This window comes from Psychrosphaera ytuae, assembly GCF_017638545.1.
GTDB lineage: Bacteria > Pseudomonadota > Gammaproteobacteria > Enterobacterales > Alteromonadaceae > Psychrosphaera > Psychrosphaera ytuae.
Genome location: NZ_CP072110.1, coordinates 36872 through 56428, shown reverse-complemented (window position 1 = coordinate 56428; position 19557 = coordinate 36872). Strand labels below are relative to the sequence as shown.

Sequence of the window (19557 nt, the reverse complement as noted above, 5' to 3'; positions counted from 1 at the left end):
TATAACCCTGGTCACTATAATTGAACGCTTTGTTTATTGGTTCGTTTATTCATTTGTAACGCCTTTTACTGGACGTCGTTGAACCAACTAGTAAGCACGCTACTTATTTGCCCTTGTACTTGTTCTAAAGACAGCCCCGCATCAATAATTTTTATACTTGGGTTGATTTTGGCGTGAGTTAAATAAACGGCGCGGGTACGTTCAAAAAATGCTAATTCCATACGTTCGATTCTATCTAACTCGCCTCGATTAGCCGCTCTTTGCAGACCAATTTTGGGGTCTATGTCCATTAACAGTGTTAAATCGGGCTCAAAGCCCTGCAGAACTGCATTGCGAATAGGCATTAACAGCGTCTCAGGTAGTTGTCTGCCGCCGCCTTGATAGGCAAGAGACGATAAATCGTGACGGTCACCAATCACCCAAACACCTTTCTCTAACGCTGGCTTAATCACATTTTCGACTAACTGCGCACGGGCAGCGTACATCAACAATAATTCAGCTTCCGTTGTGAGTGGCTCATCTGTCTCTGATTTTACAATTGCACGCATTTGCTCTGCCAGTGGAGTTCCTCCCGGCTCACGAGTGGTAATAAACTCGATACCTTGCGACTGTAAATAGGCTGAGATTTGCGCGATGGCGGTTGATTTTCCGGCTCCTTCTAAGCCCTCAACCACAATGAATTTACCTCGATTCATTAGAATCCTTGTTTTGCTGTTCGGTTTGTGACTTTTGCTGCTTCAGATAAGCCCGCAATGCCTTGTTGTGCTCAGTGAGCGTTTTGCTAAATGTATGTCCACCTTGACCAGACGCAACGAAATAAAAATATTCGCTGGATTGTGGATTCGCTGCCGCCATAAGTGACTCGCGACTTGGATTAGCAATCGGTGTGGGCGGTAACCCATTAATTCGATACGTATTGTACGGTGTTTTTGTGCGTAAATGTACCCGTTTAATATCACCTTGATACTCGTGCCAAACGCCGTATATCACAGTGGGGTCTGTCTGAAGCCGCATGCCTTTGTTGAGCCTGTTATAAAATACCGATGCAATGATGCCTCGCTCGCCATTTACAGACGACTCCTTTTCAATGATCGATGCTAGAGTTAACAATTCATATTCACTTTCCAGCGGGACACTGGTATTTCGATTTTGCCACGCTTCTTTTAATCGCTGTTGTTGTGTATGAAATGCGCGGCTTAAAAGTTCTGATGCTTTGGTTTGATTGGTAAAAAAGTACGTATCCGGAGCGAGATACCCCTCAATATTACTCACATCCCACCCTAACGCTTGAGCTGTTGTTGATAAATCCTTTTTATCGATAAAGGTATCAAACTCCAAATATGGTGTGTTGCTCATTTTTTCCAGGACTTGGAACGCGTTGTCACCTTCAATTATGGTGAAACTGAATTGCGCTTCTTCACCACGCTGAACCTTAGCTAAAAATGAGTTTATTGACTCTTCTGGGGTCAGCCAGTAACTGCCGGCTCTCACATGTAAATGGTGTGGAGAAAACTTACCTACAAGTTTGTGAGCCCAACAATTCTCTATCCACTGGTTGTTTTTAAACTGTCGACATACTTGATTGAACGACTGTCCAGGCTTAATCGTCAACAATTGACGTTCTATAATCGCTACTTTTTGTTGGTAACTGTCAACAAACAGGCGAAAACCAACAACACTCACCGCAATCAAAACAATGACAGTTGCGATTAAGACTCGAACTAACCATCCACGTTGAGTTGACTCAGTTTGTTTAGTCACTGTACGCTCCCATCGACAAACCTAGTTGAGAAATCATATCTATTGTTAAGTTAGCTGTTAATTTATGGCTCATTGTCGTTTGGGCTGGCTCATCGATATATTGCAGTTCGGTTATCGGCGTAATGCCTGTAATTGCATTAGTAACAAACATGGCGTCACAGGCCCCGATTACCTCTGTTACTTTTACGCGAACAGGCAAAATCTGAGGGTTTTGCTCCAGCAAAAATTGTCTAAATACTCCATCAATTCCGGCACGGTCTAACTTTGGTGTGTACCACTGCTTATTGTGTAACCAAAAAGCATTACCTTTGCTCGACTCGACCAGGTAGCCGTCAATATCAGTCACTAAGCCTTCTGTCTGTTCTAATTGGTTTAATTCAAGCTGAATAAGAGATTGTTCGATGCGATTTGTGTGTTTCAGCCCAGCTAAGCTCGGGTTAATACCCAATTGCGTCTTTAACACGACAGCATTAACTGGTTGGTTAACTTCCATTATTGGTGAGAGCGCCAGTTCGTTTGCAGTGATAAAAATAAGGGGCTTCATATCTGGGCTTACTTGATATCCTCGGACCCCTTCGCCACGGCTGATCTGAATTTTAATGTAACCATTTTCAATTGGCTTACTCATGGTTTGGCATACATAGCTTAGCTGTTGCCATTCTATATCCGCTATACCTAGTTTTTCATTCGCCTGTTGCAGTCGTTGTAAATGACGCGACCACCAAATAACCTTACCTTGTTCAACTTTTGCAGTCGTAAAATGGCCATCACCAAACTGAAAGGCGCGTTGTTGAAACCAAGACTCTGACACATCCTTTGGTTCAAGTAGGTGGTTAAAGCTGCAAAAAGTCATAAAAAAAGCCCAATCCTGTGATTGAGCTTTTTTACCAAATTTTTAAAAATTTTTCACTAAAAGACTTTGTTTTCTCTTTAATAAAAATATTACGTAAAACCTAATTCAATTAGTAGTTTGGCCTATATTTTTTTAAACAACAAGGTACCGTTAGTTCCACCAAAACCAAACGAGTTACACAATGCGTAGTCCAATGCGACGTCACGTGCACCTTCGGTAACGTAGTCCAAATCACACCCTTCGCTTGGGTTATCCAGGTTGATAGTTGGATGTACTTTTTGGTCGACTAAGCTCATAACCGTGACAATAGACTCTACTGCACCAGCGGCACCTAATAAGTGGCCTATCATCGACTTAGAAGAGGAAACTAACACACGGTTAGCGGCATCACCAAACACGGTTTTTACAGCTTGGGTCTCAGCCACATCACCTGCAGGGGTAGAAGTACCGTGTGCATTGATATAACCGACTTGCTCAGGGTTAACACCTGCGTCTTTTAGCGCATTAGCCATAGAGCGTGCTGCACCATTACCATCTTCTGGTGGTGAAGTCATATGGTAAGCATCGCCGCTCATACCAAAACCAACCAGCTCGGCGTAAATCTTGGCACCACGCTGTTTTGCTTGTTCGTATTCTTCTAACACCATCATACCTGCACCATCGCCTAGCATGAAACCATCACGATCCTTATCCCATGGACGACTCGCTGCCTGAGGGTTATCGTTACGAGTAGATAGTGCTCGTGCAGCACCAAATCCACCTATACCTAGCTCTGTCGATGCTTTTTCTGCGCCGCCAGCAACCATAACGTCTGCATCACCATACGCAATCATACGGGCAGCATGACCAATGTTATGAACACCTGATGTACACGCGGTGGTAATCGAAATATTCGGACCTTTCAAACCGTACATAATTGAAAGTTGGCCAGCGACCATATTGATAATGGTTGAAGGCACAAAAAACGGAGAAATTTTTCTCGGACCAGACTCGACAAGTTTGCTGTGGTTTTCTTCAATTAATCCCAAACCACCAATACCAGAGCCAATTGCTGCACCAATTCTATCGGCGTTTTCTTCAGTAATTTCGATACCTGAATCTTTAATAGCCTGAATCGCAGCAACAATGCCGTATTGGATGAACAAGTCCATTTTTTTGGCGTCTTTTTTAGAGATGTACTCTGACAAATCTATGTCTTTTACCATCGCCGCAAACTTAGTGCCGTAATTACTAGTATCGAAATGAGTGATGAGTTCTGCACCGCTCTTTCCTGCTAATAAGTTATTCCAGGTGCTGGTTACGTCATTTCCTAAAGGCGACAACATCCCCATGCCCGTTACTACAACCCTGCGTTTCGTCACGTTATTTCTCCGTTTACCCTACTACCATCAAATCAATTATGTTTGACCAATAAAAAAGGGCAGCTAACGCTGCCCATCTTTCGTATTCGTTTCTTATTCAGCGTGAGCTTTGATGTAATCAATCGCTGATTGAACTGTTGTGATCTTTTCAGCTTCTTCGTCTGGAATTTCAGTATCGAATTCTTCTTCAAGAGCCATTACTAATTCAACAGTGTCAAGAGAATCTGCACCAAGATCATCTACGAAAGAAGCTTCAGCTTTTACTTCTTCTTCTTTTACGCCTAGTTGTTCAACAACGATCTTAGCTACGCGATCTTCTATGCTCATGTTTTTTTCCTTTTCATTTATAAGTAAATTTTTTAATTTGTCGTAGTGTAAATACAGACTACGACGGGTTCAAGTTATTATTTGAAATCTGGCTGTGGTCGAACCTCAGTATGATTTTCGACCCAGATCTCAACAAAATCAAGGTGATTTCGCTGTTTATACGGTATACATACCACCATTTACGTGAATTGTCTCACCAGTGATGTATCCCGCCTCATTACTTGCCAAAAACGCAACCGTTGCTGCAATTTCTTCTGGCTCACCCAATCGCTCTGCTGGTACTTGTCCACTAATAGCAGCGCGTTGGTTGTCGTCTAATGCTTTTGTCATATCGGTGTCGATAAAACCAGGTGCGACTACGTTTACGGTGATCCCGCGCGAGGCGATCTCTTTGGCCAACGACTTCGAAAAGCCAATTACACCTGCTTTTGCCGCCGCATAGTTTGCTTGACCTGGATTACCCATAGTCCCAACGACCGAACCTATGTTAATGATTCGACCATGACGTTTTTTCATCATAGGTCGCATTACTGCTTTACTCAACTTAAAAATAGACGTTAAGTTGGTATCGATAATGTCTTGCCATTCGTCATCTTTCATTCTCATTAGCAGATTATCACGTGTGATACCTGCATTATTCACTAAGATATCGACATCACCAAAATCGGCTTTGATTGCGCTTAATGTATCAGCAATTGAATCTGCGTCTGTGACATTTAAAGCGTAACCTTTGCCGCTATCGCCCAAATATTCAGAGATTTTTGCTGCGCCTGATTCTGATGTTGCAGTACCAGCGATGGTTGCACCTTGGGCTTTTAATTGCTCTGCAATCGCTTTACCGATCCCTCTTGAGGCACCTGTTACTAGTACTACTTTGCCATCCAGTCTAAATAAAGACATATGCGTTTCCTTTGTTATTCCGCTAACGTTGCAGCTACGCTATCAACGTCATTTGCCGCACTGTAATTCATTGATTTATCGATTCGTTTACCAAGACCAGTTAATACTTTACCCGGCCCAAACTCGATAACTTCCGTCACACCTAATTTGCCAAACTCTACAATTGTTTCGGTCCAACGAACCGGGCTGTAAAGTTGTTTAACTAACGCCTCTTTTATTGACTCTGGAGCCTGTGGTTGCGCCACATCAACATTGTTAACCACAGATATGACAGGTGGATTAAATTCGAGTTGCTCTAAATCTTTGGCTAATTGCTCTGCTGCTGGCTTCATAAGCGCACAATGCGAAGGTACAGAAACAGGTAGAGCCAGCGCTCGTTTAGCACCGGCTTCTTTTGCTAATGACATAGCACGTTCAACCGCTTCTTTTTGACCGGCAATAACTATTTGACCCGGTGAATTAAAGTTGACCGGAGCAACTACGTCGCCTTGAGCCGCATCATCACATGCTTTTTTAACTAAGTCGTCATCTAACCCAATAATAGCCGCCATCGCACCTGTACCAGCTGGCACAGCTTGTTGCATATATTGACCGCGCTTTTGAACTAAGCGCACAGCGTCAGTAAGTGAAAGTACGCCTGCGCATACGAGCGCTGAATATTCACCTAGACTATGGCCGGCCAATAGCGAGGGACGTTCACCGCCTTTAGCGATGTAATCACGCCAAATTGCCACTGATGCGGTCAATAAAGCAGGTTGGGTATACTCGGTTTGGTTTAACTTGCCTTCGGCATCTTGTGAAACCAATGCCCAAACGTCATAACCCAACGCCTCTGACGCTTCTTTAAATGTGTCTTTTACGGTTTCTGATGTCTCGTAAAGATCCGCAAGCATGCCAACGGCCTGAGAGCCTTGGCCAGGAAATACAATAGCTCTTGTCATTTTAAATCTCAGTTTAATCTCAGATATTTATTAGATATTAATACTTTATCAGTGCTGACGACCATGTAAAGCCGGCACCAAAAGCATTGAGTAATAAGGTTTGACCGCGTTTGATCTTGCCGTCTCTAATGCCTTCATCCAAAGCAGTAGGTACGGTAGCAGCCGAAGTATTGCCATATTTGTCCAAGTTTATGATGACTTGATCTAAACTCATGTCCAACTTTTTGGCTACCGCAGAAATAATCCGCATATTGGCTTGATGAGGAATCAACCAATCTACGTCTGATTTTTCGATGTTGTTGTGCTTTAACGTTGTTTCAACGACTTCTGATAACTTTGTCACCGCAACTTTGAACACTTGGTTACCTTCCATGTGGCCCCAAGCTTCAAATACAGAAGCTTCGTTACCTCGAACTGGCATCTCTGCCTTTAATAATTCTGAAGCATTACCATCGGCGTGAATGTGAGTCGATAAAATGCCAGGTTCTTCAGTTGCTTCAATAAGTACCGCGCCTGCACCGTCACCAAACAATACGATTGTTTTGCGATCTTGTGGATCCATTAAATGTGACAAACAGTCGGCACCTATAACCAAAGCTCTTTTTGCTGTTCCTGCTTTGATGTAGGTATCGGCAATGCTCAATGCATAACAAAATCCAGAACATGCAGCAGCCACATCAAACGCTGGAACCCCAGAAGGAATACCTAAATCACGTTGTACTTCACAACCAGCACTAGGAAATGCACGAGCATGACTCGTAGTACCAACAATCACCAAATCTATCGAAGAGGCGTCAACACCTGCCATTTCTAATGCTTTGCGGGCTGCTTTGGTTGACATACTCGATACCGTATCCGAACTGTCCATAATACGGCGTTCTTTTATACCTGTACGTTCAGTGATCCACTCATCGCTGGTATCAACCATTTTTTCTAAATCTTTATTGGTTCTGACCTGTGGCGGAAAATAGCTACCAGTACCGATAATTCTTGAATACATGAAACCTCTCTGTGAGTCGAAATGACTATCTGTCCATTAGTCGTCGTCGCTTAGCATCATCTCAACTTTGTCCTTAATCTTGGTAGGGACATTGCGTTGAGACTCCTTCATTGCCTCTTTTATTGCGCTGTAGAACGCTCTTGCAGATGCATTGCCATGGCTTTTGACAACAATTCCGCGCAATCCTACCAGACTCGCACCGTTGTAGTGGTCGGGGTTCATCTTAGAAAATAATTTTTTGATACCTGGCATGAGTATGCCAATCAGAATTTTACTGAGAATTGAGTCTTCACTCATTGCTCGTAATTTAGAAATGATAAGCTTTGCAACGCCTTCAATGGTCTTAAGTGCAACGTTTCCAACAAACCCGTCACAAACGATAACGTCCGCTTTTCCTGCGAAAATATCGTTGCCTTCAGCAAAACCTACATAATTGATGTGTTCACAACGCATTAACTTTTCTGCGGTGTGTTTTAAATGCTCTGCACCTTTAATGTCCTCCTCACCAACGTTTAATAACGCGATGCGTGGATTCTCTATTCCTTCAACTTCTTTTGCCATCACAGAACCCATCACCGCAAATTGAAACAGCGTGTCAGAACAGTGATGAATGTTCGCACCGAGATCCAACAACAGTACTTTGTCGTCTTCATAAGTTGGCAAACTAGAAATTAACGCGGGACGCTTTATCGCCGGTAACGTTTTTAACACATATCTAGCAATTGCTAACAAGGCGCCTGTATTGCCTGCCGAAACACACGCATCGGCCTTTTTGTCCTTAACCAGTTCTAACGCTTTACGCATAGAGGATTGTGGCTTGCGACGCAATGCTAAATCAGGTCGTTCATCTTGGTTAACAACTTGCTCAGAATGCACGACAGTCAGTCTTGGATGACCCAAAGCGTTGTGCTTATTTAGAGATGTGTGAATACTTTGCGAATGTCCGCACAAGTAAAGATGCAAATAGGGGAATTTCTCAACAGCTTTGATTGCTGCTGGAATAGTAGATCGGGGGCCATAGTCGCCCCCCATCATATCAAGCGCGATGTGGATATCACGCATAATTAAGTAATCGCCTTACAGCTTACTTAATTTTACGGCCTTTGTAGTAGCCGTCTGCAGTCATGTGGTGACGACGGTGAGTTTCACCAGTCGTTTGATCTACAGATAAGTTTTCGATAGTTAATGCATCATGTGAACGACGCATGCCACGTCTAGCACGTGACTTCTTACTTTTTTGAACCGCCATTGCCGTCTCCTAAGTTTTAAGTTTCTTTAATACATCGAACGGATTAGGTTTTTCCTCTTCCGTTGCTTCTGGCGCTAACTCACCAAATGTCATGTCTTTGTCAGTTAAAGAACACTCTTCTGGTTCATGCATTGCTACAATAGGCAGCGCCAACATTAATTCGTCTTCAACTAAATGAACTAAGTTTATTTCACCGAATTCATTTAATTCAATCTCTTCATATGCTTCAGGTATTGGATCTTCGCTTTCCTCGGCAGCGTCACGAATTGGTGTGTAGACGAACTCAGACTTAACATCTTGATTCAATCCATTCCCACAGCGCTGACAAGTTAGTTCCAAGCTAGCTGTCGCAGTGCCTTGAATAACAACTAAATTCTGTGAATCAATGCCACATTCAATAGATACATTCACATGATCGTCCAACAGCTCTGCCACCTCTGAAAGACGTGACAATTCACCTTTGACGATAATACCGTCATAGGTCATTCGTTTTAACGCAGCTTTAGCTGGCGCGATCGAGAGAGGAATTTTAACCTTTTGCATAGGGCGCGCATAATATAGGGAGTGGTCCTTTTAGTCAAAAGAAAATCCGCTATATCCTTTAAAAATTCAAAAATAACGATATAAAATAGCGGAAACAATCCGCATTCGTTTACTTAATGCGCAAATTATAGGTTAAAAACGACACTATTATGCCCTACCCAATCGAAAATCGCACCTTAGTTTTAGGCTCCACCTCACCGTTTCGAAAAGCCATATTAGAAAAGTTAAACATTTCTTTTATAACGGATAAACCCGAAATAGATGAAACTCCCTTAGACGGAGAGCTACCTGCCGATTTAGTTGCACGTCTCGCTGAGAGTAAAGCCCTAAAAGTCGCAGAGCGCCACAACAATGCCATTATTATCGGCTCAGATCAGGTGGCCGTATTTAATGATGAGATTTTAGGTAAGCCTCACTCTCATGAAAACGCAGTTAATCAACTGACTAAGTTTTCAGACCAGACAGTAACCTTCTTAACTGGTTTAACAGTGATTGACCTCACACGTGACGACAATGATCCTTTAAAGCTTCAAACACTTGTAGAACCGTTTAATGTGAAATTTAAGCCTTTAATGTCTACCGAAATAGAAAACTACCTTCGTACCGAACAACCTTATAACTGCGCGGGTAGCTTCAAGAGCGAAGCATTGGGTATCTGTTTATTTGAAAAACTTCAAGGAGATGACCCAAACAGCTTGGTTGGTTTGCCGCTAATCAAATTGGTACAAATGCTCAACAACATTGAATTTCGGATTTTAGAGCTACAACAAAAGTCCTAATTCAATATCTAGTCTTCATAAGGGCAGCTGTTGTGATTCGACATGAATTCAGAAACCTGCTCTTTTAACCAAGCTTGCTCATCTTCTGACGCAAACCAATCGGTAATAATAGGTAACAAAGCCGCGTCTTGACCTGTAATCACTTGATAAAACACATAACCCGTAAGTAGTTTACCCAATGGACTCGCATGATTACCGTCTGGTGCATGAAGGTATAGCTCAGGTCGCAATGCTTGAACGTGATTCCAAACCAAACCTACAGGCGCAACGCAACTGCTTTCTTTATCAGCAATACGAAGGTGGATACCTTGGACGTAAGTCGCCTCAGAGGGCCGGTTGCGCTGTGGATGTTCTGGAAACAAAATCGGAGTTATCGACAAAGACTTAGCGCTTCTAATCCAATGTTGCGCACTCGATGTCGAATACAATGTTGCCCCTGACTGTGAGTATTTTTGTCCTTGTAAAATCAGGTGGGTCCACGTTGTTTTCTTTAATTCATTTTCACGCATTGCAATGCTTTGCGGTTGATCTAAAAAACCACCACCAACATTGCTAACAACTACATCAGATGTTGGCTCGTTAGCTTTTAGTAACACAGAGATGATCTGATCTAGTCCACCAACATGACTATTACCAAACATCAACACTCGATAGTTCTGATTAAAACGGTTATCAGGTACAGCTAGACCCGAAATGGCTTGATCACTTACTGGCGGCGAATTGGAATCTGATTGAGTCTGTTCCAACACTCTTGGGTCATCAGAAACACACCCCAATAGCATTGATGAAATGGCAATAAAGCCGATAAATTTGAGAGTCGATATTTTGAGGTTCACAAGTGCTCCTTGGTACTAACGATTTATGTGTAGGCTAAATCGATAGTTCCTCCATTGTCTGTAGAGAACGACCACAATGGAGGAATAAAGGAGGTCCAGGTCTTTAGATTGCCTATTGACCCAACTTTTCTAAACACGCCTCTAATTCTGGATGTAACGGTGCCTCAAATCGCATCGTTGTCTCAGACAGAGGGTGGAAGAACGAAATTTCTCTTGCGTGTAAAAACAAGCGATTCAAACCTGTGTCCTTAAGTGTTTTATCAAATTCACGGTCACCGTATTTATCATCAAATGCAATACCGTGCCCCTGACAAGCCATGTGAACACGAATTTGATGGGTGCGACCTGTTTGTGGACGAGCTTCAACTAAACTGCAGTTTTCATAGTTAGCAAGCACTGAAAATAAAGTGCATGACTTTTTGCCCTCATCTCGATCAACGATAACCAGTCGTTCACCCGATTTGGTGTTAATTTTTTTTAGTGGCTCTTGAACCGACTTTTGCTTTTCTGACCAATGGCCTTTGACCAAGGCCCAATATACTTTGTTCATCGTTTTGATACGCAACTGCTCATGTAACGAAACAAGCACAGAGCGTTTTTTCGCGATTAAAAGAATGCCTGAGGTATCTCGATCTAAGCGGTGTACTAACTCGAGCATTTTTTCTTTCGGTCGAAGCGCACGCAACCCTTCAATCACACCAAAACTGACCCCACTCCCGCCATGCACCGCTATGCCAGAAGGCTTATTCATGACAATCAATGACTTGTCTTCATAAATAATCGCCTCTTCTAGTTTTTGCACAGACGTTAACTTGGCAGATACACCTTCTGACTCTTCCTTGACTCGAACGGGCGGGACTCGCACCACATCGCCCAATTGCAACTTATAAGTTTGTTTGATTCTGCCTTTGTTTACTCGTACTTCACCCTTGCGCAAAATCTTGTAAATGACGCTCTTTGGGCACCCCTTTAGTAGCGTGATCAAAAAATTATCTATGCGTTGTCCGGCGTGGACGTCATCAATTTCAACCATTTGAACTTTAGGGTAGTTGATCGCTTTTTCTGTCATATGTTCGGTTTCACCAAGATTTTGAAAATATTTCAATAAATATTCGTTAATTCAGTTGCTATAATCCCATTTCAGGCCGATAATAGCGGCGCTTATAAAGCAACTGATTGAACTGCCTCACGTAATGAACGTAAGAGTCATGTAACGGAGCAGGGTTTGAGGCCGCGATGATATCAGAATTAACCAAGCATGTTTATCTTTCATTTACACAAACGTGCCGAGTAAAAAAACATAGACCTCAAACCTCCACGCCACTTAAGTAAGGTAATGCGAGTAACATATTGCCCTCTTCTTTAACCGTTCAGACCAGTCAAATCGAGGCGTTAATTTAACCAGTGCCACCATTTCCGTTTTTGATTACTGATATGGCACAAAAAGAATTCTAAAAATTTGGAATTGAAGGACCTTTAGTTACAGTCGAGATGATTGCAATGCGACAGACAACTAGTTGAGAAACTACACAGTGTCGAGGTGTATTCAAAGTGCATCGCTAGTCAGATGGAATGTGGCCTACTAAAAAAAGAAGAGCTACATACATGAAACGCATGTTAATTAATGCCACGCAACAAGAAGAGATGCGTGTTGCGTTGGTTGATGGTCAGCGTTTGTACGATCTGGACATCGAAAGCCCGGGTCACGAACAAAAGAAGGCCAACATCTACAAAGGAACCATAACTCGAGTCGAGCCAAGCTTAGAGGCTGCATTCGTTGATTATGGCGCCGAACGCCATGGCTTCCTGCCATTAAAAGAAATCGCCCGCAATTATTTCCCAGAAGACTACAAATTCAGTGGTCGTCCTAACATCAAAGAAGTGGTTAAAGAAGGCCAAGAAGTCATCGTTCAAATCGACAAAGAAGAACGTGGCCAAAAAGGCGCAGCTTTAACAACTTTTATCAGTGTTGCGGGAAGCTACTTAGTATTAATGCCTAACAACCCTCGTGCTGGTGGTATCTCTCGCCGTATCGAAGGTGAAGAGCGCACTCAGCTAAAAGCGGCGTTAAACAAGTTAGAATTACCAAAAGGTATGGGGTTAATCGTCCGTACAGCTGGTGTAGGCAAATCTTATGAAGAACTAGAGTACGATCTTCGCGCGTTATTGTTGCATTGGGATGCCATTCAACAAGCCGCTGACAGCCGCCCTGCTCCGTTCTTGATCCACCAAGAAAGCAACGTTGTTTTCCGTGCGATCCGCGACTATTTGAAGCGCGACGTTGGTGAAATCATCATCGACAACGACAAAGTATTTGCTGAAGCCAAAAGTCACATTGAGCTATTCCGCCCTGACTTCTTAGAGCGTGTAAAGCTATACCAAGGCGACGTACCACTATTTACCCATTACCAAATTGAATCTCAAATCGAGTCTGCCTTCCAACGTGAAGTTAGATTGCCTTCAGGTGGTTCAATTGTAATCGACCCAACAGAAGCACTAGTTTCAATTGATATCAACTCGTCAAAAGCGACAAAAGGCGGCGATATCGAAGAAACAGCTCTAAATACTAACTTAGAAGCGGCTGAAGAGATTGCTCGTCAATTACGCCTGCGTGATTTAGGTGGTCTATTGGTTATCGACTTTATCGATATGACACCACCAAAACACCAACGCGATGTTGAAAACCGCTTAAAAGAAAGCGTTAAACAAGACCGTGCCCGTGTTCAAATCGGTAAAATCAGCCGTTTTGGCCTGTTAGAAATGTCTCGTCAGCGCCTGCGTCCATCGTTAGGTGATGCGAGTCAGCACACGTGTCCACGTTGTGATGGTCAAGGTACGATTCGCTCAAACGAGTCATTAGCGCTGTCTATCTTGCGTTTAATCGAAGAAGAAGCAATTAAAGAAAATACAGCTCAAATTCAAGCTCAAGTACCTGTACCGGTTTCTTCTTACCTACTTAACGAAAAACGCGAAGCAATTCGTAGCATCGAAAACGGTAACAAGGTAAGTGTTGTTGTTATTCCTAATATTCACCTAGACACACCACACTACGAAGTAACCCGTATTCGCAACGATGAAGACCTTGCCGATACAAGCTTTAAAATGGTTAAAGAACCAGAGCAGAGTGAATACATCAAAGAAGTCGTTGTTCCAAAGAAAGAAGTGGAAGAACCGGTTCTTAAAGGTTTTGCTATGCCGCCTACTCCGGCGCCTGCTACGCCTTCACCAGCTCCTAAACAAGCAAAGGCGGATAAAGAGCCAGGCTTTATTGGCAAAGTGTTTGGTTTCATTGCAAGCTTATTCTCATCTGAAGAGGAAGAGTCTAAACCACAGCAAAAAGGCAAAGGCCGCAAAGGTAATAACGAGCGCGGAGATCGCAACAACCGTCGCAACAACAAAAACCGCAATCGCAACCGCAATCAAAATAAACGCGGTGACAATCGTCAGGACAACAAAGACGACAAGCGTGTAGACGGAGATGACAACCAAGAGACTCGTAATGACAATCGTCGCAACAAGTCAAAAGGTAACCGCAACCAGAACCGCAGCAAGCAGCGCAATCAAGACAACGCAGATAATGCGAATGAACAGCAAACTGTTGCAAAAGAAGAAAAGGTTCAAGAGCGCCGCAAGCGTCGTAACAATCGCAAAAAAGTTCGTATCGAAAAAAGCGATGACAATACCGAAGTAACATCAGTTGAATCTCAAGACATCGCAAATGATGTTCAAGCAGAGCAACAAGTTGCTGAAGTTGAAGCAAATGCAGAAGCGGCTACAGAAGCTAAAACTGAGGCTCAGACAGACAAACCTAAGTCTCGTAGCAAGCGTGGTCCTCGTGCCCGTAATAAAGGTCGTCGCAACAATAGACAACGCAACAAGACGTCTAATGTTAAAGCACCACACAAAAAGTCGTGGAGCCGAGCAACTGTCATCAATACGACTCGTCGAGCTGCACTAAAAGCTTTATTTGCACCAGCAACTGCTGCAGTTGAGCCTACTGTAGAAGCAACTCCAGTGGTTGAAGCGCCTGTGTCAATTGAGTCATCACTTGAGTCATCAGTTGAAAACACTGTTGATACTGCTTCTCAAGTTGAAGAGAACTTAGTATCTCAACAACCTGAAGTTAAGGTTGAAGAAACAGCAACTGCTGTTGAGAAAGAAGCTTCTGTAGAAATTAAAGAGACCGAAGCGAGTGCAACTGAGGCTACTGAAGCAGAAGTTGAAACTGCATCTGAAGAAACAGTAGAGACTAAGTCTGACGAAGTCGAAAGTCGCTACCCAGGTGATGATGAAGAGTTTGAAAAAAACCACACCCATCCAGAGCCTGTAGAGCAAACCATTGAAGCTGTATTGCATGAGCCAACTGAACGTGAATTAACATCACCTGGCTTTGCAAGTGCACCAATGGCAAAACCAGCAGCAGCTACTAAAACTGAAGGACCTACACCAACTATCATGGCCGCCGAACAGCGAGCACAGGTAAATGTATCAGGTCGAAGTGCTGGCTCTGCGAGCGCGACTAACTCTGCAACAGCAGACATGAAAAAGACGGTTTAATGATTTAATTTAAGCCATTAAAAAAGCCTCACTAAGTGAGGCTTTTTTGTATGTGGAAAACAATTTAATTTGGACTAGTCGTCCTTTTGCAATCCATCGACGGTCACACCCTGTAAGAAACCAGAGCCCGTCTGTTCATTGTTACGTAACTTAATCATTAAGCGTAAGTCATTTGGCGAGTCTGCATGGTGTAGTGCGTCCGCATAACTGATCTTAGATTGCTGGTATAACTCAAACAATGCTTGATCGAAGGTTTGCATACCCATCTCTTTAGATTTAGCCATTACCTCTTTAATACCCGAGATATCGCCTTTCTTGATGAGCTCACCAACCATAGGCGAGTTTAATAAAACCTCAATCGCAGCAACACGGCCCATGCCATCACTGGTTTGAATCAACTGTTGGGCAACAATAGCTCTTAAGTTGAGTGCTAAATCATATTTTAACTTTTCGTGCTTTTCTTTTGGTACCAAGTGCATGATACGGTCAATTGCTTGGTTGGCATTATTTGCGTGTAACGTTGCAACACAAAGGTGGCCTGTTTCGGCAAATGACAAGGCGTATTCCATGATCTCTTGAGAGCGAATCTCACCAATCAAAATTACATCTGGTGCTTGTCGTAATGAGCTTTTCAGTGCTGACTCAAAAGACGGGGTATCAATGCCAACTTCACGTTGAGTAACAATACAACGCTTGTGTTCATGTACAAACTCGATGGGATCTTCAATCGTTAGGATATGACCTTTCGAGTTGCGATTGCGATAACCGAGTAATGCCGCCAAACTTGTCGACTTACCAGTACCCGTGCCACCAACGAACAGCAACAGGCCTCTTTTTGCCATGATCACATCTTTTAATGTAGGTGGTAGGCCAAGCTCATCGACATCAGGAATGGTTGTTACGATACGACGAACCACCATACCGACTTTGTCACGTTGCCAAAACGCAGACACACGAAATCGACCGTGTTCGTTAGCAACCGCAAAATTACATTCTTTGGTTTTATCAAATTCGTCTTGTTGTTTAGGTGACATACAACTACGAACTAGCCGCTCAGCCTCCATTTCGTCTAAAACTTCTGGTGCCAACGGAGTTAATTCACCATTTATTTTGGCGCTGATTGGCAAGTTTGCAGTGATAAATAAATCAGATGCCTTCTCAAACACCATTTTTTCGAACACTTGTTCTATATTTTCCATGGTGACTCCTTAAAACCCGCTACCACCGCCAAACCCTTGGCTAAATACATTCTTATCGTGCGCTTTGGCTAATGCTTGGTCACGGCTAATTAATCCTCTGTTCATAAGGTTTAACAAGCACTGGTCCATCGTCTGCATACCATGGGCTGCACCGGTTTGAATCGAAGAATACATCTGCGCAATTTTATCTTCACGGATCAAGTTTCGAATTGCTGGAATACCAATCATGATCTCATGCGCTGCTACTCGTCCACCACCGGTTTTCTTACACAATGTTTGTGAAATAACCGCGCGTAATGACTCGGATAACATAGAGCGAACCATATCTTTTTCGTCACCAGGGAAAACGTCAACAATACGGTCAATGGTTTTTGGTGCTGAAGTGGTGTGCAAGGTGCCAAACACTAAGTGACCTGTTTCAGCAGCTGTCATCGCTAATCGAATTGTTTCTAAATCACGCAATTCACCAACGAGAATTACATCTGGATCTTCACGTAACGCCGAGCGAAGCGCTGCTTCAAAGCTCTTAGTATCGCGATGAACTTCACGTTGGCTGATTAAGCTATTTTTGTTCTGGTGAACAAATTCGATTGGGTCTTCAATCGTTAAAATATGATCGTGTCGTTGGTTATTAATATAGTCAATCATCGCCGCAAGCGTTGTTGATTTACCAGAGCCTGTTGGGCCGGTTACTAAAACCAAACCACGAGGGTTTTCTGAAATTTCTCGGAAAATATCAGGAGCGCCGATGTCTTCAAGACTTAACACTTCTGATGGAATGGTACGAAATACCGCTGCAGCACCGCGATCCATGTTAAATGCATTAACACGAAATCGAGCCAAGTCAGGAACCGCAAAAGAAAAGTCTGTTTCTAAGTTTTCTTCGTATTCTTTGCGTTGTTTGTCGTTCATGATGTCGTAAATCAAGGACTGGACTTCTTTTGCGTCCAAAGCTGGAATGTTGACTCGACGTACATCACCGTCTACACGTATCATAGGCGGTGTGCCAGCAGAAAGGTGTAAATCTGAAGCATTATGTTGCACACTAAATGCGAGTAATTCTGTAATATCCATATGGTTAACCCATTCGTTAAAAAAGACAAAAAATCATGTCAGAAAAAGAACTTACCAATACAATAGCAGAACGATTAGGCACTGCCCACGAGAAAATTTCAAGTGCAGTACAACAAGCCAATCGCCCCACTGACTCAGTAAAACTGATGGCGGTAAGCAAAACCAAACCTGTTGAATATATTGTAGCCGCCTATCAGCAAGGTCAGCGAATTTTTGGTGAAAATTATGCTCAAGAACTGGCAGAAAAAGCAGAGTCGCTAAACGAATACAGCGATATAGAGTGGCACTTCATTGGTCCTATTCAATCCAATAAGACCGCCATAATTGCCAAAGCAGCAGATTGGGTCGACAGTGTCGACCGCGAAAAAATTGCCAAAAGGCTACAGAACCACGCCTTAGAGCTAAACAAAACCCTCAACATTTTATTGCAAGTCAACATCTCAAACTCTTCGGCTAAAAGTGGTGTTTTGTTGCAAGACGTAGACGCCTTAGCCAAACAAGTTGACAGTTATTCGCAACTTAATTTGCGTGGTTTGATGGCAATTCCTGACCAATATGATGATAATAAACAATTAATCGAAGAGTTTGAGCAGATGCAGGCTTGTTTTTTGCGTTTGCAACAACAATATTCTTCAGTAGATACCTTATCGTTGGGTATGTCAGGTGATATGCAACCAGCGATTCAAGCAGGTAGTACTATGGTGCGATTAGGCACAGCTATATTTGGTCAGCGCTAATCGTAAACGTTCAACTAACTAATGGGATTTTAATGTCACAACAAAATAATCTTACTTATGCATTCATCGGAGCCGGCAACATGTCTGGCGCTATTATTGGTGGTATGGTTAACAGTGGAGTTAACCCTCAATCGATTATTGCGACCAACCGAACGGCTGAAAAACAAGCAAAGCTAAAAGCAAAGTTTGGCATCGTCACCGACCTAGACAATTTAAGCGCAATAGCAAAAGCCGATGTGGTAATCCTCGGTGTTAAGCCACAAATGATGGCTGATGTGTTGGCTGACCTAGTTGAAAAAGGCGCAGACTTTTCTGACAAGCTGGTAGTCACCGTCGCCGCAGGACTGCTTGTAAAGCGTTATACCGATATCATAGGCAATGTAAGATTTATACGTTGTATGCCAAACACTCCATCTTTGGTTGGTCATGGTATCTCTGGCTTGTACACGGGTACAGATAAAGAAGCATTTGGTCCTGATGTACTAGCGGCAGACAAAGTTACGGCTACCGCATTATTCGAACATGTTGGTAACGTCGTGTGGTTAGAAAAAGAGTCTGATATTGATCAGCTTGCTGCAGTGTCAGGTTCAGGTCCGGCTTATTTCTTTGCATTCATGGAAGCTATGGCAAATAAAGCCAAAGAATTTGGTTTTAGCGAAGAAATCGCCAACCTAATGGTTCAAGAAACCGCTATGGGAGCCGCTAAAATGACCTATGACAAAGAAAACAGCTTTGCGCAATTACGTGAAAACGTGACTTCACCGGGTGGTTCAACCGCGGCAGCGTTAAATGTCTTCAACAAAAATCAATTACAAAACACAGTGAACGAAGCCCTCGATGCTGCTGTCACTCGTGCTCAAGAGATGAGTAAATTCTAATATGCAAGCGACTCAGTTTTTAGTTTCGACCTTATTTGACCTTTATCTAATGGTTGTAGTTTTGCGTGTCTGGTTACAAATGGCCCGCGCAGACTTTTATAACCCTGTCAGTCAATTTGTCGTGAAGGCGACTAACCCTCTGTTAGTTCCTTTGCGCAAAGTTATCCCTGGGTTTGGTGGCTTAGATATCGCAGGCTTTGTCCTTGTGTTTGCTGTAGCCATGGCAAAAGTAACAACTCTACAGCTTATGTTTGGTCAAGGCTTACCAATTTACGGCTTAATGATTTCGGCGCTTATTACTGTGATCAGTGAAGTCTTTACTTTGGTGTTTTGGGTCACGATTATTCGCGCAATTTTGAGTTGGATTAGCCAGGGATACAACCCTATTGAAGCGTTATTACATCAATTAACTGAACCTCTGCTAGCGCCGATTCGTAAAGTAATACCACCTATGGGTGGCTTAGACTTGAGCTTGTTGGTGTTTTTGATTGGATTGCAATTTTTTCAATTGCTTGTCAACGATTTGCTCAGAGCGATACTTTAAGCCAGCCTTTTGAACGCT

20 protein-coding genes are annotated in these 19557 nt (G+C 43.0%); 5 read left to right on the top strand and 15 right to left on the bottom strand.

Going from position 1 to position 19557, the window contains the following annotated elements; translation table 11 throughout:
* Positions 1 to 65 precede the first annotated feature (65 nt).
* The 11 genes from tmk to yceD form a co-directional block, all read right to left on the bottom strand.
* Positions 66 to 695: a dTMP kinase gene (tmk, locus tag J1N51_RS00270; protein ID WP_208832025.1), complete on the bottom strand. Its 630-nt coding sequence runs from the start codon at positions 693 to 695 to the stop codon at positions 66 to 68.
* Positions 682 to 1761 (bottom strand): endolytic transglycosylase MltG, encoded by a 1080-nt coding sequence (gene mltG / locus J1N51_RS00265; RefSeq protein ID WP_208832024.1) that lies wholly within the window; start codon positions 1759 to 1761, stop codon positions 682 to 684. The genes tmk and mltG overlap by 14 nt, the downstream gene beginning before the upstream one ends.
* Positions 1754 to 2614: an aminodeoxychorismate lyase gene (gene pabC, locus J1N51_RS00260; protein ID WP_208832023.1), complete on the bottom strand. Its 861-nt coding sequence runs from the start codon at positions 2612 to 2614 to the stop codon at positions 1754 to 1756. The genes mltG and pabC overlap by 8 nt, the downstream gene beginning before the upstream one ends.
* A gap of 122 nt (positions 2615 to 2736) precedes the next feature.
* A complete protein-coding gene (fabF, locus tag J1N51_RS00255; RefSeq protein ID WP_208832022.1) occupies positions 2737 to 3975 on the bottom strand; it encodes a beta-ketoacyl-ACP synthase II in 1239 nt (412 codons plus the stop codon).
* 93 nt (positions 3976 to 4068) lie between these two features.
* Positions 4069 to 4302: an acyl carrier protein gene (gene acpP / locus J1N51_RS00250; protein WP_208832021.1), complete on the bottom strand. Its 234-nt coding sequence runs from the start codon at positions 4300 to 4302 to the stop codon at positions 4069 to 4071.
* Between the two features lie 156 nt (positions 4303 to 4458).
* Positions 4459 to 5202 (bottom strand): 3-oxoacyl-ACP reductase FabG, encoded by a 744-nt coding sequence (fabG, locus tag J1N51_RS00245; RefSeq protein ID WP_208832020.1) that lies wholly within the window; start codon positions 5200 to 5202, stop codon positions 4459 to 4461.
* A 14-nt stretch (positions 5203 to 5216) separates the two neighbouring features.
* Positions 5217 to 6143, bottom strand: a complete 927-nt coding sequence (gene fabD, locus J1N51_RS00240; RefSeq protein WP_208832019.1) for an ACP S-malonyltransferase — start codon at positions 6141 to 6143, stop codon at positions 5217 to 5219.
* 37 nt (positions 6144 to 6180) lie between these two features.
* Positions 6181 to 7143 (bottom strand): beta-ketoacyl-ACP synthase III, encoded by a 963-nt coding sequence (locus tag J1N51_RS00235; RefSeq protein ID WP_208832018.1) that lies wholly within the window; start codon positions 7141 to 7143, stop codon positions 6181 to 6183.
* A 36-nt stretch (positions 7144 to 7179) separates the two neighbouring features.
* Positions 7180 to 8208, bottom strand: coding sequence for a phosphate acyltransferase PlsX (plsX, locus tag J1N51_RS00230; protein WP_208833268.1), 1029 nt, complete (start codon positions 8206 to 8208; stop codon positions 7180 to 7182).
* 19 nt (positions 8209 to 8227) lie between these two features.
* On the bottom strand, positions 8228 to 8392 hold the full coding sequence (gene rpmF / locus J1N51_RS00225; protein ID WP_208832017.1) for a 50S ribosomal protein L32: 165 nt from the start codon (positions 8390 to 8392) through the stop codon (positions 8228 to 8230).
* A gap of 9 nt (positions 8393 to 8401) precedes the next feature.
* Entirely contained in the window at positions 8402 to 8935 is a 534-nt protein-coding gene (gene yceD / locus J1N51_RS00220; protein WP_208832016.1) for a 23S rRNA accumulation protein YceD, read from the bottom strand.
* A gap of 149 nt (positions 8936 to 9084) precedes the next feature.
* Here yceD and J1N51_RS00215 point away from each other — a divergent pair, with 149 nt between their 5' ends.
* Complete coding sequence (locus tag J1N51_RS00215; RefSeq protein ID WP_208832015.1) at positions 9085 to 9714, top strand: Maf family protein; 630 nt, start codon at positions 9085 to 9087, stop codon at positions 9712 to 9714.
* A gap of 8 nt (positions 9715 to 9722) precedes the next feature.
* On the opposite strand, the gene J1N51_RS00210 is transcribed toward J1N51_RS00215, so the two are convergent.
* On the bottom strand, positions 9723 to 10550 hold the full coding sequence (locus tag J1N51_RS00210; protein WP_208832014.1) for a hypothetical protein: 828 nt from the start codon (positions 10548 to 10550) through the stop codon (positions 9723 to 9725).
* 112 nt (positions 10551 to 10662) lie between these two features.
* The gene (rluC, locus tag J1N51_RS00205; protein ID WP_208833267.1) at positions 10663 to 11619 is read right to left on the bottom strand and encodes a 23S rRNA pseudouridine(955/2504/2580) synthase RluC; all 957 of its coding nucleotides are present in this window, start codon (positions 11617 to 11619) and stop codon (positions 10663 to 10665) included.
* A gap of 536 nt (positions 11620 to 12155) precedes the next feature.
* Between rluC and rne the strand changes: the two genes are divergently transcribed.
* The gene (gene rne, locus J1N51_RS00200) at positions 12156 to 15107 is read left to right on the top strand and encodes a ribonuclease E (protein WP_208832013.1); all 2952 of its coding nucleotides are present in this window, start codon (positions 12156 to 12158) and stop codon (positions 15105 to 15107) included.
* A gap of 74 nt (positions 15108 to 15181) precedes the next feature.
* Here the strand turns inward: rne and J1N51_RS00195 are convergent, their stop codons facing one another.
* On the bottom strand, positions 15182 to 16306 hold the full coding sequence (locus J1N51_RS00195; protein WP_208832012.1) for a PilT/PilU family type 4a pilus ATPase: 1125 nt from the start codon (positions 16304 to 16306) through the stop codon (positions 15182 to 15184).
* A gap of 9 nt (positions 16307 to 16315) precedes the next feature.
* Positions 16316 to 17380, bottom strand: coding sequence for a type IV pilus twitching motility protein PilT (locus J1N51_RS00190; protein ID WP_208832011.1), 1065 nt, complete (start codon positions 17378 to 17380; stop codon positions 16316 to 16318).
* 35 nt (positions 17381 to 17415) lie between these two features.
* Here J1N51_RS00190 and J1N51_RS00185 point away from each other — a divergent pair, with 35 nt between their 5' ends.
* Genes J1N51_RS00185 through J1N51_RS00175 form a run of 3 tightly spaced genes read left to right on the top strand, consistent with a single transcriptional unit; the run spans position 17416 to position 19539 of the window.
* Positions 17416 to 18117 carry a YggS family pyridoxal phosphate-dependent enzyme gene (locus J1N51_RS00185; protein ID WP_208832010.1) on the top strand — a complete coding sequence of 234 codons (702 nt, stop codon included), beginning with the start codon at positions 17416 to 17418 and terminating at the stop codon, positions 18115 to 18117.
* Positions 18118 to 18149: 32 nt separating this feature from the next.
* Complete coding sequence (gene proC, locus J1N51_RS00180) at positions 18150 to 18995, top strand: pyrroline-5-carboxylate reductase (RefSeq protein ID WP_208832009.1); 846 nt, start codon at positions 18150 to 18152, stop codon at positions 18993 to 18995.
* A gap of 1 nt (position 18996) precedes the next feature.
* Complete coding sequence (locus tag J1N51_RS00175; protein WP_208832008.1) at positions 18997 to 19539, top strand: YggT family protein; 543 nt, start codon at positions 18997 to 18999, stop codon at positions 19537 to 19539.
* The last annotated feature ends 18 nt before the right edge of the window (positions 19540 to 19557 follow it).

Coding starts and splice junctions, on each gene's coding strand:
- tmk (WP_208832025.1), bottom strand. CDS start 695: ATGAATCGAGGTAAATTCATTGTGGTTGAGGGCTTAGAAGGAGCCGGA.
- pabC (WP_208832023.1), bottom strand. CDS start 2,614: ATGACTTTTTGCAGCTTTAACCACCTACTTGAACCAAAGGATGTGTCA.
- acpP (WP_208832021.1), bottom strand. CDS start 4,302: ATGAGCATAGAAGATCGCGTAGCTAAGATCGTTGTTGAACAACTAGGC.
- fabG (WP_208832020.1), bottom strand. CDS start 5,202: ATGTCTTTATTTAGACTGGATGGCAAAGTAGTACTAGTAACAGGTGCC.
- fabD (WP_208832019.1), bottom strand. CDS start 6,143: ATGACAAGAGCTATTGTATTTCCTGGCCAAGGCTCTCAGGCCGTTGGC.
- J1N51_RS00235 (WP_208832018.1), bottom strand. CDS start 7,143: ATGTATTCAAGAATTATCGGTACTGGTAGCTATTTTCCGCCACAGGTC.
- rpmF (WP_208832017.1), bottom strand. CDS start 8,392: ATGGCGGTTCAAAAAAGTAAGAAGTCACGTGCTAGACGTGGCATGCGT.
- yceD (WP_208832016.1), bottom strand. CDS start 8,935: ATGCAAAAGGTTAAAATTCCTCTCTCGATCGCGCCAGCTAAAGCTGCG.
- J1N51_RS00215 (WP_208832015.1), top strand. CDS start 9,085: ATGCCCTACCCAATCGAAAATCGCACCTTAGTTTTAGGCTCCACCTCA.
- rluC (WP_208833267.1), bottom strand. CDS start 11,619: ATGACAGAAAAAGCGATCAACTACCCTAAAGTTCAAATGGTTGAAATT.
- rne (WP_208832013.1), top strand. CDS start 12,156: ATGAAACGCATGTTAATTAATGCCACGCAACAAGAAGAGATGCGTGTT.
- J1N51_RS00195 (WP_208832012.1), bottom strand. CDS start 16,306: ATGGAAAATATAGAACAAGTGTTCGAAAAAATGGTGTTTGAGAAGGCA.
- J1N51_RS00190 (WP_208832011.1), bottom strand. CDS start 17,380: ATGGATATTACAGAATTACTCGCATTTAGTGTGCAACATAATGCTTCA.
- J1N51_RS00185 (WP_208832010.1), top strand. CDS start 17,416: ATGTCAGAAAAAGAACTTACCAATACAATAGCAGAACGATTAGGCACT.
- proC (WP_208832009.1), top strand. CDS start 18,150: ATGTCACAACAAAATAATCTTACTTATGCATTCATCGGAGCCGGCAAC.
- J1N51_RS00175 (WP_208832008.1), top strand. CDS start 18,997: ATGCAAGCGACTCAGTTTTTAGTTTCGACCTTATTTGACCTTTATCTA.